The organism is Maritimibacter harenae (assembly GCF_009882975.1).
Classification (GTDB): Bacteria; Pseudomonadota; Alphaproteobacteria; order Rhodobacterales; family Rhodobacteraceae; genus Maritimibacter; species Maritimibacter harenae.
On the sequence record NZ_WTUX01000006.1, the window covers coordinates 158,789 to 176,550 of the forward strand.

The 17,762-nt window shown below is 65.2% G+C and carries 18 protein-coding genes; 11 read left to right on the forward strand and 7 right to left on the reverse strand.

The genetic code is table 11. From position 1 onward, the window contains the following. Positions 1–2 precede the first annotated feature (2 nt). From GQE99_RS03215 to GQE99_RS03245, 7 genes are all read right to left on the reverse strand, one after another. Positions 3–677, reverse strand: coding sequence for an alpha/beta fold hydrolase (locus GQE99_RS03215; protein ID WP_161350139.1), 675 nt, complete (start codon positions 675–677; stop codon positions 3–5). Then, positions 677–1,981: a TRAP transporter large permease gene (locus tag GQE99_RS03220; protein WP_161350140.1), complete on the reverse strand. Its 1,305-nt coding sequence runs from the start codon at positions 1,979–1,981 to the stop codon at positions 677–679. The genes GQE99_RS03215 and GQE99_RS03220 overlap by 1 nt, the downstream gene beginning before the upstream one ends. After that, complete coding sequence (locus GQE99_RS03225; RefSeq protein WP_161350141.1) at positions 1,978–2,496, reverse strand: TRAP transporter small permease; 519 nt, start codon at positions 2,494–2,496, stop codon at positions 1,978–1,980. The genes GQE99_RS03220 and GQE99_RS03225 overlap by 4 nt, the downstream gene beginning before the upstream one ends. 3 nt (positions 2,497–2,499) lie before the next feature. Next, positions 2,500–3,483, reverse strand: a complete 984-nt coding sequence (locus GQE99_RS03230; protein ID WP_161350142.1) for a TRAP transporter substrate-binding protein — start codon at positions 3,481–3,483, stop codon at positions 2,500–2,502. Positions 3,484–3,701: 218 nt separating this feature from the next. After that, a complete protein-coding gene (gene ligM / locus GQE99_RS03235; protein ID WP_161350143.1) occupies positions 3,702–5,111 on the reverse strand; it encodes a vanillate/3-O-methylgallate O-demethylase in 1,410 nt (469 codons plus the stop codon). Positions 5,112–5,224: 113 nt separating this feature from the next. Further along, positions 5,225–5,947 carry a GntR family transcriptional regulator gene (locus GQE99_RS03240; RefSeq protein ID WP_161350144.1) on the reverse strand — a complete coding sequence of 241 codons (723 nt, stop codon included), beginning with the start codon at positions 5,945–5,947 and terminating at the stop codon, positions 5,225–5,227. 64 nt (positions 5,948–6,011) lie between these two features. Next, entirely contained in the window at positions 6,012–7,838 is a 1,827-nt protein-coding gene (locus GQE99_RS03245) for a feruloyl-CoA synthase (protein WP_161350145.1), read from the reverse strand. 113 nt (positions 7,839–7,951) lie between these two features. Here GQE99_RS03245 and GQE99_RS03250 point away from each other — a divergent pair, with 113 nt between their 5' ends. The 11 genes from GQE99_RS03250 (at position 7,952) to GQE99_RS03300 (ending at position 17,762) form a co-directional block, all read left to right on the forward strand. Next, positions 7,952–8,734, forward strand: coding sequence for a crotonase/enoyl-CoA hydratase family protein (locus GQE99_RS03250; protein ID WP_235917092.1), 783 nt, complete (start codon positions 7,952–7,954; stop codon positions 8,732–8,734). Then, on the forward strand, positions 8,734–9,207 hold the full coding sequence (locus GQE99_RS03255; protein ID WP_161350147.1) for a MarR family winged helix-turn-helix transcriptional regulator: 474 nt from the start codon (positions 8,734–8,736) through the stop codon (positions 9,205–9,207). Before GQE99_RS03250 ends, GQE99_RS03255 begins: the two co-directional genes overlap by 1 nt. Continuing rightward, positions 9,204–10,082 (forward strand): amidohydrolase family protein, encoded by an 879-nt coding sequence (locus tag GQE99_RS03260; RefSeq protein WP_161350296.1) that lies wholly within the window; start codon positions 9,204–9,206, stop codon positions 10,080–10,082. Before GQE99_RS03255 ends, GQE99_RS03260 begins: the two co-directional genes overlap by 4 nt. Positions 10,083–10,106: 24 nt before the next feature. Next, positions 10,107–11,195, forward strand: a complete 1,089-nt coding sequence (gene dctP / locus GQE99_RS03265) for a TRAP transporter substrate-binding protein DctP (protein ID WP_161350148.1) — start codon at positions 10,107–10,109, stop codon at positions 11,193–11,195. A gap of 72 nt (positions 11,196–11,267) precedes the next feature. Next, positions 11,268–11,786 (forward strand): TRAP transporter small permease, encoded by a 519-nt coding sequence (locus GQE99_RS03270; protein ID WP_161350149.1) that lies wholly within the window; start codon positions 11,268–11,270, stop codon positions 11,784–11,786. After that, complete coding sequence (locus tag GQE99_RS03275) at positions 11,783–13,081, forward strand: TRAP transporter large permease (RefSeq protein ID WP_161350150.1); 1,299 nt, start codon at positions 11,783–11,785, stop codon at positions 13,079–13,081. The genes GQE99_RS03270 and GQE99_RS03275 overlap by 4 nt, the downstream gene beginning before the upstream one ends. A 190-nt stretch (positions 13,082–13,271) precedes the next feature. Then, positions 13,272–14,531, forward strand: a complete 1,260-nt coding sequence (locus tag GQE99_RS03280; protein ID WP_161350151.1) for an imelysin family protein — start codon at positions 13,272–13,274, stop codon at positions 14,529–14,531. Between the two features lie 14 nt (positions 14,532–14,545). Continuing rightward, positions 14,546–14,812 carry a (2Fe-2S)-binding protein gene (locus GQE99_RS03285; RefSeq protein WP_161350152.1) on the forward strand — a complete coding sequence of 89 codons (267 nt, stop codon included), beginning with the start codon at positions 14,546–14,548 and terminating at the stop codon, positions 14,810–14,812. Then, complete coding sequence (bfr, locus tag GQE99_RS03290) at positions 14,787–15,272, forward strand: bacterioferritin (protein WP_161350153.1); 486 nt, start codon at positions 14,787–14,789, stop codon at positions 15,270–15,272. Before GQE99_RS03285 ends, bfr begins: the two co-directional genes overlap by 26 nt. A gap of 40 nt (positions 15,273–15,312) precedes the next feature. Beyond that, on the forward strand, positions 15,313–16,782 hold the full coding sequence (locus GQE99_RS03295) for a di-heme oxidoreductase family protein (RefSeq protein ID WP_161350154.1): 1,470 nt from the start codon (positions 15,313–15,315) through the stop codon (positions 16,780–16,782). Continuing rightward, entirely contained in the window at positions 16,782–17,762 is a 981-nt protein-coding gene (locus GQE99_RS03300; protein WP_161350155.1) for an imelysin family protein, read from the forward strand. Before GQE99_RS03295 ends, GQE99_RS03300 begins: the two co-directional genes overlap by 1 nt.

Genomic DNA, 17,762 nt, shown 5'->3' on the forward strand with positions numbered 1-17,762 from the left:
GATCACTCCTCGAGGAACGGCACCAGGATATCGGCGACCGCGTCGGGTTGTTCGACCGGGGCGAAATGGCCGGCGTTCTCGATGACCTCCAGCCGCGCATTGGGCAGGAGTTCCATCATCTCTTCGTGCTGCGACACCGGGCTCCACCGGTCCTGGCGCCCGACCATCACCAGCGTCGGACAGGCGATCCGGTCGAGATAGCTCGCCGCATCCGGCCGGTTCACCAGCGCGTGGATCTGGCGCGCGTGCCGGTCCTCGTTGCTGCGCAGGACCATCGCGTTGAGCTTCTCCATCAGCTCGGGCGTCTGGTTCGGCTCGTGGACCATCGGGGGCAGCCACCGGTCGGCCAGCGCCTGCATCCCGTGCTCGTAGGCATATTGCACGATCTCGGCGCGCTTCTCGGTCTCGCCGGGCTTGAGGGGGTGGAACCCCGTGTCGAGCAGGGCGAGCCGACGGACGCGTCCGGGCGCGATCCGCGCCATCTCCATCGCCACGCGCGCGCCCATCGAATGACCGGCGACCTCGAGCGGCCCCTCGGCGATGGCCAGGCAATCGGCTGCCATGTCCTCGATCGTGTCCTGCGACGACAGGTCGGCGACGGACGCGTTCATCCGCTCCAGGACCGGTTCCCAGCAGAACCGGTCGCAGAGCAGGCCGGGAATCAGGATGGCCGTCATCAGTTGATCATCGTATCCGGCAGGATGAGCGCGATCTGCGGGAACGCGACAAGCAGGGCCAGCGTCGCCAGCATCGCGAACCAGAACGGCGCGACACCGCGGAACATCTTGCCCAGCGACACGTCGGGTGCCACCGATTTCACGATGAAGACGTTGAGCCCCACCGGCGGCGAAATCAGGCCCATCTCGAGCGTCAGCACGACGAGCACGCCGAACCAGATCGGGTCGATGCCCAGCTGCTGCACCACCGGGAAGAAGATCGGCATGGACAGCACCATCATCGCGAACCCTTCCAGGAAGCAGCCCAGGATCAGGTAGATCGCCAGCATGATCGCCAGGACGCCCAGGACCGGGATCGCCAGCGATTCCAGGTAGGTGCCCAGCCAGGCCGGGATGTGGCTCAGCGCCAGGAACGTCTTGATCATGTAGGCCGAGATCAGGATCAGCATGACGGTCGCGGTGGTCACGACGCTGTCCTGCGCGGCCTTCCAGAATTTCTTGAAGTTCAGCTTGCCCATGAGGATACCGAACAGGATCACCAGCCCGGCGCCCACGGCCGATGCCTCGACCGGAGAGAAGATGCCGGTGTAGATGCCGCCGATGGTCAGCACGATCACGAGCAGGATCGGCGCGGCCCCGGTGGTGGAGCGCATCTTCTCGGAGAAGGTGGTCTGCGGACCCTTGGGGCCCATGCTCGGCTTGATCCAGGTGATGACCATGATCGTCAGGATGAACATGGACAGCAGCAGCAGGCCCGGCAGGACGCCGGCCAGGAACAGGCGGCCGATGCTTTCCTGCGTGAGCAGCGCGTAGATCACGAAGCCCGTGGAGGGCGGAATGAGGATGCCCAGCGTGCCGCCGGCCGCGACGACGCCGGTGGACAGGCGATCGTCGTAGTCGAAGCGCTTCATCTCCGACAGCGACACCCGGCCGATGGTCAGCGCGGACGCGACGGAAGAGCCCGACAGCGCCGCGAAACCGCCACAGGCGACGACGGTGGCCGAGGCGAGCCCGCCCCGGATCGACCCGATCCAGGCATAGGCCGCGTCATAGAGTTTCCGGCTCATGCCGGTTTCGGTCGCCACGTTGCCCATCAGGATGAACAGCGGCACGACGACCAGTTCGATCTTCGCGGCGAGCGAGAAGCTGTCCGAGGCCAACTGGCTCAGCGCCGCCTGCGGCGAGTTCAGGATCGAAACCCCGGTGAACCCCACGGCGAACATGGCGAACGCCACCGGAATGCGCAGTCCGAGAAGAATGAACAGCGCGATGAGGCCCAGAAGGCCGATCAGTTCAACGCTCATGCGTGGCCCCTGCTTTCTTGCCCGTTGTCGCCGGTCAGGATCAGCCCGATCGCGCGCAGGATCATTGCGAACGCGGTGATGGCCGACATGACCACGATGGCCGCTTTGAACCAGTCGAATTGAAGATCGATGATGTTGGTGGTCTGGACGATGCCCATCTGGAACCGCATCAGGTAGATGGATTGCCACGTCGTCCAGGCGATCCCGATGAAGATCGCGGCGCCGATCAGCGCGGACACGAAGTCACCCGCCCAGATCATCCAGCGCGGCATGGTGCCTTCGAACAGGTCGACGTTCACGTGCCCGCCGATCTTGTCGCACAGGGCCATGCCGCCGAACACGATCAGGACCATGCCCATCTGCGCCAGGTCCTGCGCCCCGCTCAGGGGGCTGCCGAAGAACCGCCCGATCACGTCGATCAGGATCACGGCAACCTCGGCCACGAGGCCGATGGTGCCGATGAGGGCAGACAGGCTGATAAGCCAGTCTGCCCAGTTTTTTATGCGTGCGAACACGTCTTACTCGCCCCGCATCGTGGCGAGCACTTCCTCGCCGCCCACTTCGGCCACGACGTTGTCGCGGATCGGGTAGGTCAGTTCCTCGAACGCGGCGCGCTCTTCGTCGGTGAGGGTGTAGACGGTGTTGTCGTCCATTGCGCTGATTTCCTCGATCACCGAGTTGGCGCGGGCATACCAGCCCTCTTCGGCCGACTTGGACAGCTCGCGACCGGCGATCGAGTCGATCGCGGCTTTCTGGTCGTCCGGCAGGCTGTCGTACTTGGCCTGGTTCATCACGACGTAGAACGAGATGTGGCCCAGCGGCGCGTTCAGCGTGTAGGAGTTCGCGACTTCGTCGAGCTTGAAGTCACCGATGGCCGAGGCGCCGGTGATGACGCCGTCGATCAGGCCGGTCTGAAGCGAGTTGTAGATCTCGCCGGCCGGCATCTGCACCGGCGTCGCGCCCAGCGATTCCACGGCGGATGCAGCGGCGGAGCCCGACACGCGGATCTTCAGACCCTCGAGATCGGCGGGCGTGCGCACGTCCACGTCCTTCATGATGAACACGTTCGGCTCGGACAGCCACAGGGCGAGCGGCTTGGTGCCCGGGAATTCACCGTCGAGCAGGCCCTCGTCGTAGGCGCTCCAGATCATGTCGTAGCCGGTCATGTCGTCGGGCTTGGCGCCCGGCAGTTCCGAGACCATGGTCAGCGGGAACTGCGACGATGTGTAGCCCTGGAGGCCCCACACGATGTCGGCCACGCCCTGAACGACGCGCACGTACTGCTCGAGCGGGCCGGCGCCCAGCTCACCACCGGGGTAGACCTCGATCTCGAGACCCGAACCCTCGACGGCGGCCTGCAGCGGCTCGATGGTCGATTTCGTCAGCGTGTGCGCGGGCGGAACCCAGTGCGCGAACTTGACGGTTTCGGACATACCCGGCGCAGCGGCGGCGACGGTGACCGCGGCCGCAGCGGCGGCGTTGCGAAGAAGATTGGTGATCATTTCTCGGTTTCCTCCCGTTGAGTCTGATCTTTGGCCACCTTAGGGGCACATGGCTGTGCAACCTAGGAATAACTACGGTCCGGACAAATCACATTCACGATTGGAGCCATAAGCTGTGGCTATTGGCATGCCAATCGGATTGTCCGCACAACCGGTCTTCCGATGGCGGGAATGCGGCGCCCGGAAATCGGGCGCCGCATCCGTTCTCTGGGCGATTATCAGTTGCCCTTGGTGCGCCAGCTGTCGGCGTAGCTGGTGCGCGCTTCCGTCGAGTAGGGGGTCGGCGACACGCGGACGCGGATCGTCGTCTGCTCGTGCGGCTCGGTCGAGGTCTTGCCCGAACCACCGTTCGGCTCACCCCAGACCAGCTCGAGCACGTCGCCCACTTCGACCGACGAGTCGACCACGCCGAGCGACAGCATGCAGCGTTCGTTGAACGAGTAGCCGTTGAACATCGACATGCCGACCATCTTGTCGCCGTGCATGACCATGTCGGCCGACGACGAGGCGTAGTTCGGCTGCGGGAAGTCGATCCACTTGTAGTTCTTCTCGCCCGGCTTGAACGAGGACGAGATGACCTTCATCACGTCGTCAGCGTTCCACTCGAAGGTGACCTTCTTGCGGTTCGACGGCGCGTCCTTGAGCTTGGCCAGGGCGTCCTTGCCGATGAAGTCGTCTTTCTTCCAGCCGATGTAGAAGCCGTAGCCCAGTTCGAACGGGTTCACGTAGTAGTCTTCGATGTTCTCGGAGACGTACGACCCGCCGATGGAACCGGCCGCTTCGTAGGAGTTCTCCGTCAGGAACTCGCGGTATTCCTTCATCATGCCACCGCCGGTGTAGATGCCGGGCAGCGGGGACGGGATCCAGCCGGATTCGAGCGTGTTGGTCGAATAGGCGCGCGAGCCCACGAAGTGCATCTCGACGCCCACGTCACGGGCGGCCTGCTGGATCGTGGTCTGGATGTAGTGCTTGTCGGCGTAGGGGCCCCAGATCTCGAGACCGGGCGCACCGGCCATGCCGTGACGCAGCGCCTTCACCTTGCGGGTGCCGATGTTGATGTCGGCCACGCGGAAGAACTTCACCTCGGGAACCGGACCGCCGTTGATCTTTTCGAAGATCTTGTCGGCGTCGGGGCCCTGGATCTGGAAGCGGTAGTGGGTGCGGTAGATCGCCTTGCCGTCCGGACGCGAGTCCGAGCGCGGGTCGTGGCTGACCTTGACGTTCCACTTGCCGATGGCAGCCTGGAACATGATCCAGTTCGAGGTCGGGGCGCGGCCCACGGTGACGAACTTGTTCTCTTCCAGGCGGAAGATGATGTGGTCGCCGATCACGTGGCCTTCCGGGGTCACGGGCACGAAGTGCTTGGCGACGTCGGTGCCGAAGTTGGCGAAGGAGTTGATGCCGACGTAGGACAGGAACGCCTCGGCGTCCGGGCCTTCGACCGTCACTTCGTCCATGTGGTGCGACTGGTCGTAAACGACGACCGAGTTGCGCCAGGCGTTCTGCTCCGAACGCCAGTTGGTGAATTCCGGCGCAACGACCGGGTACACGTACATACCGATTTTGGAATTGCGCAGAACGTCGACGATGTTCGACTCCTGCATGATATCTTCAAGCGTCTTGACCATGGGGTCCTCCCGAATCCAAAGATGTATACATCTGCATCTGATCAATCCGGTTTTGCAAGGGAAAATTCTCGATTTCGTCCATCTGCGCCGGAAAATGTATGCGAGGCGCGGAGTTATTCCACGATCAGCGCCATCGCGGGGAGTGTGTCGATCTCGGATTTCGCCTTGGCTTCAAGGTTCAGCCGGGCGATCCCGGCGTGTTCGCGCGCCAGCGCCTCGACCCGCGACCCCTGCCGCGCGGCCAGCGCATCGACAATCGCACGATGCTGTTCCTGCGCGGTGACGAGCGACCGTGCCACCGCGTCCGGATCGCGCTTGCGGAACACGAAGGCGGAGGGGGACGCGAACGGCAGGGACTTCACCCGCTCAAGCTCCCGCCGGATGATTTCGGAGGGGCACAATTCCGACAAAGCGTCATGAAAAATTGCGTTTAGCTCGCTGTAGCGCTCCAGGTCCGGGTCGTTTCCGAACACCATGATCTGGTCGAGCCGATCCACCAGCGCGGACAGCTCCGCCAGTGCCTCGGGGCTCACGCCCGCCTCGGCCGACAGCCGCAGCGCGGTGCCCTCGAGCACGCCGCGCAGCTCGATCGCGTCGACCATGTCGGCATAGGTGAACGACCGCACCACGAAGCCGCCGCCGCGCGCGCGCTCGAGCAGGCCCTCTTCGGCCAGGCGGCTCATCGCCTCGCGCACCGGGGTGCGCGAGATCGCCATTTCATCGGCCAGCGCGACCTCGTAAAGCCGCGTACCGCCAGGCAGTTCGCCCTTCACGATGCGCTGTCGCAGCTCGTATGCGGCCCGTTTCGCGTGGGTGCTGCCCCGTTCTTCGGTCATGTGGCCCTCCGGTGTATACACGCCTATGTATACAATCCGTGGCCCACAATGGAAGCCCTGCGTGTCAGGCGCGGATCACGTCCCCGCCTTCCTCGTAGAGATGGTCGACCAGCCCGGCCCGTTCACGCAGCACCGCGCGCTGGTTCACCGACCCCTTGTCCGTGACCTCGCCCTTGTCGAGATCGAGCGGTTCGATCAGCACCATCGCGATCGGCACGCGCATCGACGACCCCGTCGCCTTGGCATTGTAGGCGGCAAGCCGTTCGGCAATCGCCTCGCGCAGCGTCGGGTGGGTGAACAGCGTGGCTTCGTCCATTTCCTTGCCGCCGGGGACGATTTCCTCGATGGCCGGCCGGAACGGCACCAGCAGCGCGCCCAGTTTTTCCTGCCCGTCGCCGGTCAGCACCACGTCGCGCGCCAGCCCGCCCAGCGCATCGGTGAGCTTGGCCCGCACGGCCCCGACGGAGACCCAGGTCCCGGTCTGGAGCTTGAAGTTCTCGGCCACGCGCCCGTCGAAGAAGAAGCCCTTGGCCGGATCGTCCGGGTCCGCGAAGCGCAATGCGTCGCCCAGCTTGTAGAAGCCTTCCTCGTCGAAGGCCTCGGCCGACAGCTTCTCGTTGCGCCAGTAGCCCGGGGTGACGTTCGGCCCCTTCACGCGGGCCTCCATCTTGCCCTCGTTCGGCACCAGCTTCAGCACCAGGTCCTTGGCCGGGATACCGATGTTGCCGGGGCTGTCCTGCGGCTCGGTCTGGTAGAGCGCGAACGGCGCCGTCTCGGTCGCGCCAAGCCCGGTGCCCAGCAGGATTTCCTCGCCGGTCGCCTTGATGGCGGCAGCCTTGAGATCGTCCCAGGTGTGCTGGGCCATCGCCGCGCCCGCGTAATACATCAGCTTCATCTCGGAGAAGAACGTGCGGGCGAAGTCGGGATCCTTCGCGATTTCGTGCAGGATCATCTCGAAGCCCGCCGGCACGTTCCAGTACCAGTTGGTCCGCACGTCGCGCAGGTTACGGATCGTCTCGTGAATCATGTCCTTGGTCGGACGACCCGCGTCGATGTGGAACGTCCCGCCGTTGGACAGCACCACGTTGAAGATCAGGTTGCCGGCGGCGACATGGTTCCACGGCGCCCAGTCCAGCACCATCGGCGGCTCGTCCCGGAGATAGGCATAGCAATCCGTCACCTGTTCGATGTTCACGCAGAGCATCCGCTGCGTCTGGATCACCGCCTTGGGGCTGCCGGTCGTGCCGGAGGTGAACAGGAACTTGGCCACCGTGTCCGGCGTGATCGCGTCGTTCGCCTTGTCGACTGCGTCGGTCACCGGCGTGGCCTTCAGGTCGTCCCAAGCGATCGCCAGGTCATCCCCATTCACACCAAGACGCGGCAGGTCGGGGAAAACGGTGTCGATGGCTTTCTTGAACGGTCCGGTGTCCTCGCAGAAGACGGCGCCGGGCGTGATCTGGTCGCGCACGCCCTTGAGCTTCTCGAACCCTTCCGACACCAGCGCATAGGCCGGCGCGATCGCGGCGGAGGGGATGCCCACGTAATGCGCGGCCACGACCATCAGCGCATGCGCGACCGAGTTGCCCGACAGGATGACAAGCGGCCGTTCCTCGGACAGGTCGAGGTCGAGCAGCCCCTGCCCGATCGACCGCACGATCTCGCGCGCCTCGCCATAGGTCACGCCGCGCCATTCGTCCTCGCCGACGCCGCGTTCCGTGATCCAGGTGCGGTCCGGTGATTCGCGCGCCCAGCGCTCGAGCCACTCCGAGGTCTTTTCGGAATGGGGCCCCAGCGGCTCCTTCTGCCAGACGTACATCGTGCCGTCGGGCTTTTTCTCATGGGCGACCTCGGCGTGCCAAAGCTTCACCGGGCGCAATTTCGCGTCTGACATGATGTCCTCCCTCGGCGCGCTCCTCGACGCCGCTCAGAAATTAGTTTACGCGGAAACTAAATGAGTGGATAGTGAAATCAAGGCGACTCATGAAGTCGCGTGGGAGGATATCGTTGGACCTGAAGTATCTCACCTATGAGTTGAGGGGGGATGTCGCCCTTCTCGGACTGAATCGTCCGGAGAAGCGCAACGCGATCTCCGACGCATTCGTGGAAGAACTGGCCATGCTCGTGCGCAAGGCCGAGGACGAGGCGAAAGCCGCCGTCATCCACGGGCACGGATCGCATTTCTGCGCCGGGCTGGACCTTGCCGAACACGTGAAGAAGACCCCCTTCGAGGGTGTGCACGGCTCGCGCCGCTGGCACGAAGTGTTCGGCTGGATCCAGAAGGGCAAGCTGCCATGGTTCGCGGCCCTGCATGGCGCCGTGGTCGGCGGGGGGCTCGAACTCGCCTCGGCGGTCCATGTGCGCGTTGCCGATCAATCCGCCTTCTTCGCCCTGCCCGAAGGGCAGCGCGGCATCTTCGTGGGCGGCGGCGCCTCGGTGCGCTCGGCCCGGCTGATGGGGCTGGCCCGCATGACCGACATGATGCTCACAGGCCGCTCCGTCGACGCGGACACCGCCGAGCGCTGGAACATCGTGCAATACGTGGTCGACGAAGGTGCGGCGCTGGACAAGGCGGTCGAGCTGGCCGGCCGCGCCGCCACCAACGCCGAGATCTCGAACTACGCCGTGATCAACGCCCTGCCGCGCATCCAGGACATGTCGTCCGACGACGGCCTCTTCGTGGAAAGCTTCATCGCCTCCTTCACGGCGACCAGCCCCGAAGCCGAGGAACGGCTCAACGCCTTCCTCAACAAGAAGGCGGGCAAGGTCGCCCGGCCGACGGAGGGATGATGCCCGACGACGCGCTGCAGACGACGGAAGACGCCCCCATCAAGCTGGGCGAGCTCACCAACGGGCTCGGCTTCCTGATCCGCATCGCGCAGGTGAAACTGTTCGAGAATTTCTTCGAACATCTCGGCGAATACGGGCTCAAGCCCGGCGAATTCACCGTGCTCTGGGTCATCGGCCTGAACCCAGGCCTGCGCCAGGGCACGGTCGCGAACACGCTTCACATCAAGCCCGCCCACATGACCAAGCTCACGGGGCGGTTGGTGGAGCGGGGGCTCGTCTCGCGCGCCACGCCGGCCGACGACCGGCGCGCGGTGCGCCTGAGCCTCACACCCGAAGGTCAGAAATTCGTGGACTCCAAGAAGGACGCATTTCTGAACCACAACTTCGACGAAAAAGAAGCCCTGAGCCCCGAGGAAGCGGAACAGCTCATCTCCCTGCTCAGGAAATTCACAGGACTGAACGCATGCCCATGAACATCGACGATCTCATCGCGATCGACATCCACACCCACGCCGAAGAGCCCTGCTCCCACGGCGAGCGGGACGACGGCTACTACGAATTCCAGCAGGGTATGGCCAAGTACTTCGGCAACCCCGCCGGCGCCGAGGGCATGCTGCCCTCGCCCCGCCAGACCGCCCAGTACTTCCGCGAGCGCAAGATCGGCGCGGTGATCTTCCCGGTGGACAGCGAATCCAACACCGGCTTCTACCGTTACTCGAACGAAGAAGTTGCCGAGATCTGCGCCGAGAACGATGACATCCTGATCCCCTTCGCCTCGATCGACCCGTGGAAGGGCAAGATGGCCGCCCGCGAGGCGCGCCGCCTGATCCGCGATTTCGGCGTGCGGGGCTTCAAGTTCCACCCGACGATCCAGGCCTTCTGGCCGAACGACCGCATGGCCTACCCGTTCTACGAGGTGCTCGAGGAAGAAGGCGCGATCACGCTGTTCCACACCGGCCAGACCGGCGTCGGTTCCGGCATGCACGGCGGCATGGGGATGCGCCTGAAGTATTCGCACCCGATGTGCATCGACGATGTCGCGGTCGACTTCCCCGACCTCAGGATCATCATGGCCCACCCGTCCTTCCCCTGGCAGGAAGAGGCGCTCGCGGTGGCCCAGCACAAGCCCAACGTCTACATCGACCTCTCCGGATGGTCGCCGAAATACTTTCCCGAGATCCTCGTCAAATACGCCAACTCGCTCCTGAAGAAGAAGATGCTCTTCGGGTCGGACTGGCCGGCGATCACGCCGGACCGGTGGCTCGCGGATTTCGAGAAAGCCCCGTTCAAGGATGAGGTGCGTCCTCTCATCCTCAAGGAAAACGCCAAGCGGCTCTTGAACCTTTAGGACGCTTCATAGGGAGGAAACTCAATGAAACTCTGGAACCTCACCGGCGCTGCCCTCGCGGCCGCGCTCACCATGACCGGCGCCGCGCAGGCCCAGTCGTTCGTCGCTGCACCGGCGGCCCCGCCGGCGCACCCGGCGGCCTACATGTACGGCAAGTTCGCCGAGTTCCTCGACGAGGAATCGAACGGCAACATGTCCGCCAACATCGTCGGGCCCGAGGTCGTCTCGCTGCCCCAGATGAAGGACGCCCTTCAGACCGGGCTGGCCGCCGTCGGCAACTCGCTGCCGCTCTACTTCGCGGCCGACTTCCCGCAGACCGGTGTGGCCGGTGACCTCGCGCTCGCCGGCCGCAGCCCGCACGCGATGGGCTGGGCCATGACCGAGTGGGTCGTGAACTGCGAACCCTGCCAGCAGGAGTACAAGGACTTCGGCGGCGTCTTCCTGGGCTCCGGCTCCTCGGACGTCTACGTCCTGATCACCACCGAACCGGTGGAAACCATCGACGACCTGCAGGGCCTGCGCCTGCGTTCGGGCGGCGCGCCGTATTCGCGTTGGGCCGAGAACTTCGGCGCCACCCCGGTGAACCTGCCGGTGGGCCAGACCTTCGAAGCGATGAGCCAGGGCACGATCGATGGCACGATGGCCTCGATCGCGGACATGCTGTCCTATCGCCTGGTCGACGTGGCCACCAACGTGCTGCGCGTGCCGCTGGGCACCTACCACGTGACCTCGAACTTCACCGTCGCCGCCGACACCTGGGCGGACATGTCGGTCGAGGAGCGTGAGCAGTTCGCGAAGGCCGCCAACCGCGCCGACCCGCAGCTGACCGACCGCTGGGCCTACCAGATGCCGTCGGAAGCGGACGCCGCCGTGGCCGAAGCCGGCATCGCCGACAACCAGCCCAGCGACGACTTCCTGGCCGCGTCGAACGCCTTCGCCGAGCAGGACGTCCAGTCGCGCGTCGAGGCCAACCCGCTGGCCGCCGACTTCGCCGCCCTGATCGAGAAGTGGGACGGCATCGTGGCCGAGGTCGGCACCGATCCCGAAGCCCTGGCCGCCCGCGCCTGGGACGAGATCTGGGCCGACGTCGATTTCGCCTCCTACGGCATGTAATCGACCCTTCAAACCGAACGCCCCGGCCTGCGGCACGCGGGCCGGGGCGCCTCGATTTTCCGGGATGGGACAATGGGAAAGCTGATCGTACTCGCACGGCGCATCGCCCGCATCATGGCGTATATCGGTGCCATCGCCGTCGTCGCGATGATGTTGCACATCACGCTCGACGTGGCCTTGCGCAACTTATTTCGCATCTCGATGAACACGGTCCCCGAGATCGTGGCCCGCTACTACATGACCGCGCTCGCCTTCCTGCCGCTGGGCTGGCTCGAGCTGCGGCGCCAGATGATTTCCGTCGAACTGATCGACTTCGCGCTCTCCGACCGGATGCGCCGGTTCTCGGACGCCGCCGTGATGGTGGTGGCCGCCGCGGTCTACAGCTTCCTGGCCTGGACGAACTGGGACAAGGCGCTGTCGGAAACGCGCGTCGGCACCCTGGTCGAGATCGCGACCTACAAGATGCCCGTGTGGCATTCCTTCTACTTCGCGCCGGTGGGCTTCACGCTCGCAGCACTGATCACCGCCCTGCTCGCGATCGGGTACATGAGCCCCAAAATCGCCGCTGAACTGGACGAGGCCGAACAATGAGCGTCGAAATCGGTATCTGGGGCGTCGTCGCGCTCGGCATCCTGCTCGTCCTGCGCCTGCCGGTGGCGCTCGCCCTGATACTCGTGTCCTTCTCGGGCATCTGGGCGATGATCGGGCTCAAGCCCGCGCTCGGTATCCTCGAGAACACGCCCTACAGCTTCGTCGCCAGCTGGACGATGAGCGCGGTGCCCATGTTCCTGCTCATGGGCTTCGTGGCCTTCCACACCGGGCTGACGGCCGGGCTCTTCGACGCCGCGAAAGTCTTCCTCGCCCGATTGCCGGGCGGTCTCGCGATCTCGTCGATCTTCGCCTGCTCGGGTTTCGCGGCCCTGTCCGGGTCGTCCATCGCCACCGCGGCGGCAATGGGCCGTATCGCGATCCCGGAGATGGTGAAAGCGGGCTACCGCCCCTCGATCGCCTCGGGCTCGATCGCGGCGGGCGGCACCATCGGTGCGCTGATTCCACCATCGATCCTGATGATCATCTACGGGATCATCGCGGAAACCTCGGTCACGCAGGTCTTCCTGGGCGGCATCAGCATCGGCATCGCGACGGCGATCGCCTATACCTTCGTCGTCCTGCTGATCAGCTTCCTGCGCCCCGACATCATCCCGCGCAGCGCGGAGGTGGATAAAGGCGAAGGCATGCGGGTCTTCCTGTCGCTCATCCCGGTGCTCGTCCTGATCCTGATCGTCTTCGGCGGTCTCTTCAGCGGCCTCTTCACCGCGACCGAAGCCGGGGCCATCGGTGCCTTCGGCACCTTCGTCGTGGCCGGTGCGATGGGCAAACTGACCAAGGCGGCGATCTCCCGCTCGCTGATGGAGACGGTGACCACCACCGGCTCGCTCCTCATCATCGGCTTCGCGGCCACCATGTTCACCCGTTTCCTCGGCCTGTCCGGCCTGCAGAGCTTCATCGCGCAAGCCGTCGCGGGGGCCGATATCGGCTATGTCGGCCTGATGTTCATCATCGTGCTGATCTACCTGGCGCTCGGCACGTTCATGGAGCCCTTCGGCGCGATGCTGGTCACGCTGCCGGTGTTCCTGCCGGTGCTCGAGGCGCAGCACATCGACCTGGTCTGGTTCGGCGTGCTGGTGGTGAAACTGCTCGAGATCGGGATGATCACGCCGCCCGTCGGCTTGAACGTGTTCGTGATCAAGAACGTGGCGAGTAAATACGTGTCCGTCGTCCAGGTGTTCAAAGGGGTCATCCCCTTCCTGCTGTCGGACATCCTCGTGGTCGCCATCGTGATCGCCTTCCCGGCGCTGGTCCTGTTCCTGCCCGGGCTGCTCTGACCGCACACGCATTGATCTCCATCCGAAGGGCGGTCCCACGGGCCGCCCTTTTTCGTTCGGAAAGCCCTGTTTTCTGGAACGATTCCAATTCCCGATCAAATTTGTCAACCTTTATTGACATACCCGATCATTTCAGTCAGCTATCCCACATAAGTTCGGAAACGTGCATAACCGAAGGGACGGATTTTCAATGAAACGCACCATGCTGACCGCGACCGCGCTGATCCTCGGCGCTGTCCCGGCCTTCGCGGCGACGAAGGCCGACGTGCTCGAAACCTATGCCGACATCGCGCATGCGGGTTACGAGGACAGCCTGATCACCGCGCTGACACTCGAGGACGCCATCGAAGCGCTCATCGCCACGCCGTCGGAAGAGACGCTCGCCGCCGCCCGCGCCGCCTGGATCGCCGCGCGCGAGCCCTACCAGCAGACCGAGGTCTTCCGCTTCGGCAACCCGATCGTCGATGACTGGGAAGGCAAGGTGAACGCCTGGCCGCTGGACGAGGGTCTGATCGACTACGTCGACGCCTCCTACGGCGGGGCGACGGACGAGAACCCCTTCGCCGCCCTCAACGTGATCGCCAACCCCGCGCCCACCATCGCCGGGGAGGAAGTCGACGCCACGACCATCGACGCCACCTTCATCGCGGACCGGCTGAACGAGGCCGACGGGATCGAGACCAACGTCGCGCGTGGCTACCACGCGATCGAGTTCCTGCTGTGGGGCCAGGACCTGAACGACACCGGGCCGGGCGCGGGCGAGCGCCCCTATACCGATTTCGTCCAGGGCGCGGACTGCTCCCACGGCAATTGCGACCGCCGCGTCGACTACCTCCGCGCGGTCACCGACCTCCTGATTTCAGACCTCGAAGAGATGGTCGCGGCCTGGGAAGACGGCGGCGCGGCACGCGAAGACGTGATGGACGACGCGGACGAAGGCATTGTCGCGATGCTGACCGGCATGGGATCGCTGTCCTACGGTGAACAAGCGGGCGAACGCATGCGTTTGGGTCTTATGCTGAACGATCCGGAAGAAGAGCACGACTGCTTCTCCGACAACACCCACCGTTCGCACTACAACGACGGGCTGGGCGTGCAGAACGTCTATCTCGGTCGCTACACCCGCGTGGACGGCACGGTGATCGAAGGCCCCGCGCTCGAGGACCTCGTGGCAGAATCGAACCCGGCGCTGGACGAAGAGATGAAAACCAGGCTCGACACCACGATGGCCGCGATGACCGACCTTTCGGACGCGGCCGAGGGCGGCTTTTCCTACGACCAGATGCTCGCCACCGGCAACGAGCGGGGCGAGACGTTGATCATGGCGGCCGTGGACGGGCTGATCGACCAGACCGCCACCATCGAGCGCATCGTCGCCGACCTGGGGCTCGACGCGATCTCCTTCGAGGGGTCCGACAGCCTCGACAACCCCAACGCGGTTTTCCAGTAAGAGGACCTGAAAAGATGATCGTCTGCCACTGCCAGAACATCACCGATCGCGACATTCACGCCGCCATCGACTGGATGCGCGCCGCGGATTCCGAGACGATCATCACACCCGGGCGCATCTACCATGCGCTCGGGAAGGCCCCCGACTGCGGCGGCTGCATGTCTCACTTCGTTGCGACAATGCGGCAGAGTGATAACCTCCACGTACCGAACGAGCTGCGCAACCTGCGGCACAACCAGGCAAAGGAGACACACCATGAAGGGCAACGAGAAGGTCATTGAGTATCTGAACAAGGCACTTCGCAGCGAACTGACCGCGGTCAGCCAGTACTGGCTGCACTATCGTCTCCAAGACGACTGGGGCCTTGCGGCGATGGCGGCCAAGAGCCGCGAGGAAAGCATCGAGGAGATGCACCACGCCGACCGGCTGATCGAACGCATCATCTTCCTCGAAGGGCACCCGAACCTTCAGAAGCTCGATGCGCTTCGCATCGGCGAAACCCCGCGCGAAACGCTCGAGGCCGATCTCGCGGCCGAGCAGGAAGCGGCGGCCCTGTACCGCGAAGCGCGCGACGTCTGTAACCAGGTGAACGACTACGTGAGCCAGAAACTGTTTGAGGATCTCCTCGCCGATGAAGAAGGTCACATCGACTTCCTGGAAACCCAGCTCGACCTCTATGACCGGGTCGGCGAACAGAACTACGCGCAACTCAACGCGGCCAAGATGGACGACGCCGAGTAAGCTTGCGCTCGCCCTTGTCGTCGCCGGACCCGCTGCGGGGATGGACCTGCGCAGCTTCGGCGACGACCACCTGAACGTCGTTCCCCGCACCCCGGACGAATCGGCCCGGATCGCGGACGTAACCGCCCCGACCACCGATTTCACCAAGCCGGAGCCGTTCGAGGAACGTCCCGCGGGCGCGGCCACGGTGCGCGCCCGCGACAACGCCGACGCCTTCAGCCAGCCCTCGGCCAATATCGGCTTCGAAGGCGAGCTGAAATTCAAGGTCGGCAACGGCCTCTTTCGCAAGATCTGGGTCACCGCCCCCGCCTCGACCGAGGCATCGGACGGCCTGGGGCCGCTCTACAACGCGCGCGGCTGCCAGAACTGCCACATCAAGGACGGGCGTGGCCACGTGCCCGAGGGGCCGGACGACAACGCCGTGTCCCTGTTCCTGCGTGCCTCGATCCCGGCCGAGGTCGCGCTCGACCTGCAAGAGGTCGAGGACTACATCGGCGCGGCCGAGGAACCGACCTACGGCGGCCAGATCCAGGACTTCGGCACCTTCGGCCAACCGGCCGAGGCGAAGCTCGACATCAGCTACGAGGAAATCCCCGTCGAACTCGCCGGGGGAGAGGTCGTGATGCTGCGCGACCCGACGTACACGCTCACCGACCTCGCCTATGGCGCGCTGCACCCCGACACCATGCTCTCGCCCCGCCTGACGCCGCAGATGATCGGTCTCGGCCTGCTCGAGGCGATCTCGGCGCAGGACATCCTCGCGCGGGCGGACGAGGAAGACGCGGACGGTGACGGGATCTCGGGCCGCCCGAACCTCGTCTGGTCCGTGGAATACGACAAGGTCATGCTCGGCCGCTTCGGGCTCAAGGCCGGCACGCCCACGATCCGGCATCAGAGCGCGGCGGCCTTCTCCGGCGACATCGGCATTTCGACCCCGCTGTTTCCCGACGCCTGGGGCGAATGCACCGACGCGCAGACCGCCTGTATCGAGGCGCGCCACGGCGACAGCGACATGCACGACGGGTTCGAAGTCGACCAGACCGGGCTCGACCTCGTCACCTTCTACGCCCGCAACCTCGCCGTGCCCGCCCGTCGCGGCGCGGACGACCCGCAGGTATTGCACGGCAAAAGGGTCTTCTACGAGACTGGCTGCGCCGCCTGCCACACGCCGAAATTCGTCACGAACAGGCTCGAAGACCGCCCGGAACAGAGTTTCCAGCTGATCTGGCCCTACTCCGACATGCTGCTCCACGACATGGGCGAGGGGCTGGCCGACAACCGGCCCGAAGGCCGCGCGACGGGGCGCGAATGGCGCACCGCGCCGCTCTGGGGCATCGGCTTGACGGAGGTCGTGTCAGGTCACGCCAACTACCTGCACGACGGGCGCGCGCGCAGCCTCATGGAAGCGATCCTCTGGCACGGGGGCGAGGCGCAGGCCGCCCGCGATACCGTCGCCGCCCTCCCGAAACCCGACCGCGATGCGCTCGTGGCCTTCCTGGAGTCCCTCTGATGCGCCTTGCCCTGGCCTTTTCGCTCATCGCTCTGCCCGCCGTCGCGGGCGTCGACGAAGCGGTGAACGACGTGATCCTCCCCGATCTCGCGACCTTCACGACCACCGCCGAACAGCTCGACGTCGCCGCGCAGGCGAATTGCAGCCCCGATGCGCTGAAGGGCCCCTACAACGCGGCCTTCGACGCATGGGTCGCGGTATCCGACGTGCGCCTCGGCCCACTCGAACAGGGCGCGCTGTCGATCGCCTTCTGGCCCGACAAGCGCGGATTCACGGAAAAGACCCTAACCCGGCTCATTTCGGACCAAGATGACATAATCGACACGCCCGAGGGTTTCGCCGAAGTCTCCATCGCCGCGCGGGGCATGTTCGCGCTGGAACGCATGCTCTACGATCCCGATTTCAACGCCTACGCCACGGGCAGCTATGCCTGCGACCTCGTGCGCGCCCTGACCCGCGACCTGCGGCGGCAGGCCATCGCGATCGAGGCGGGCTGGCGCGACACCTTCGCCGACCTTCTCCTGTCCCCCGGAGCCCCGGGCAACGCCACTTACCTCGACCGATCCGAGGCGCAGCGCGCGATCTACACCCAGATCCTCAACGCGCTTGAATTCACCGCCGACTCGCGGCTCGGCCGGCCGCTGGGCGAGGTCACGCGTCCCCGCCCGACCCGGGCCGAGGCGTGGCGGGCCGGTCGCAGCCTCGACAACGTGCTGATCGCCACGGAACAGGCCGTCACGCTCGCAAGAGCGCTCGCGGACTGGGAGATCCCGGAAACCGAGGCCGCGCTGGCGCGCGTTCAGGAGGCGGCACGCGACATCGAGGACCCGTCGTTCCAATCCATCGGCGACGACCTGACGAAGCGGCTGAAGCTCGAGATCCTCCAGCAGGAGATCGACGGCGTCTCCAACGCCATCGAGGCAGAAGTCGGCACCCGCTACGGCATCACGCCGGGCTTCAACGCGTCGGACGGAGACTGA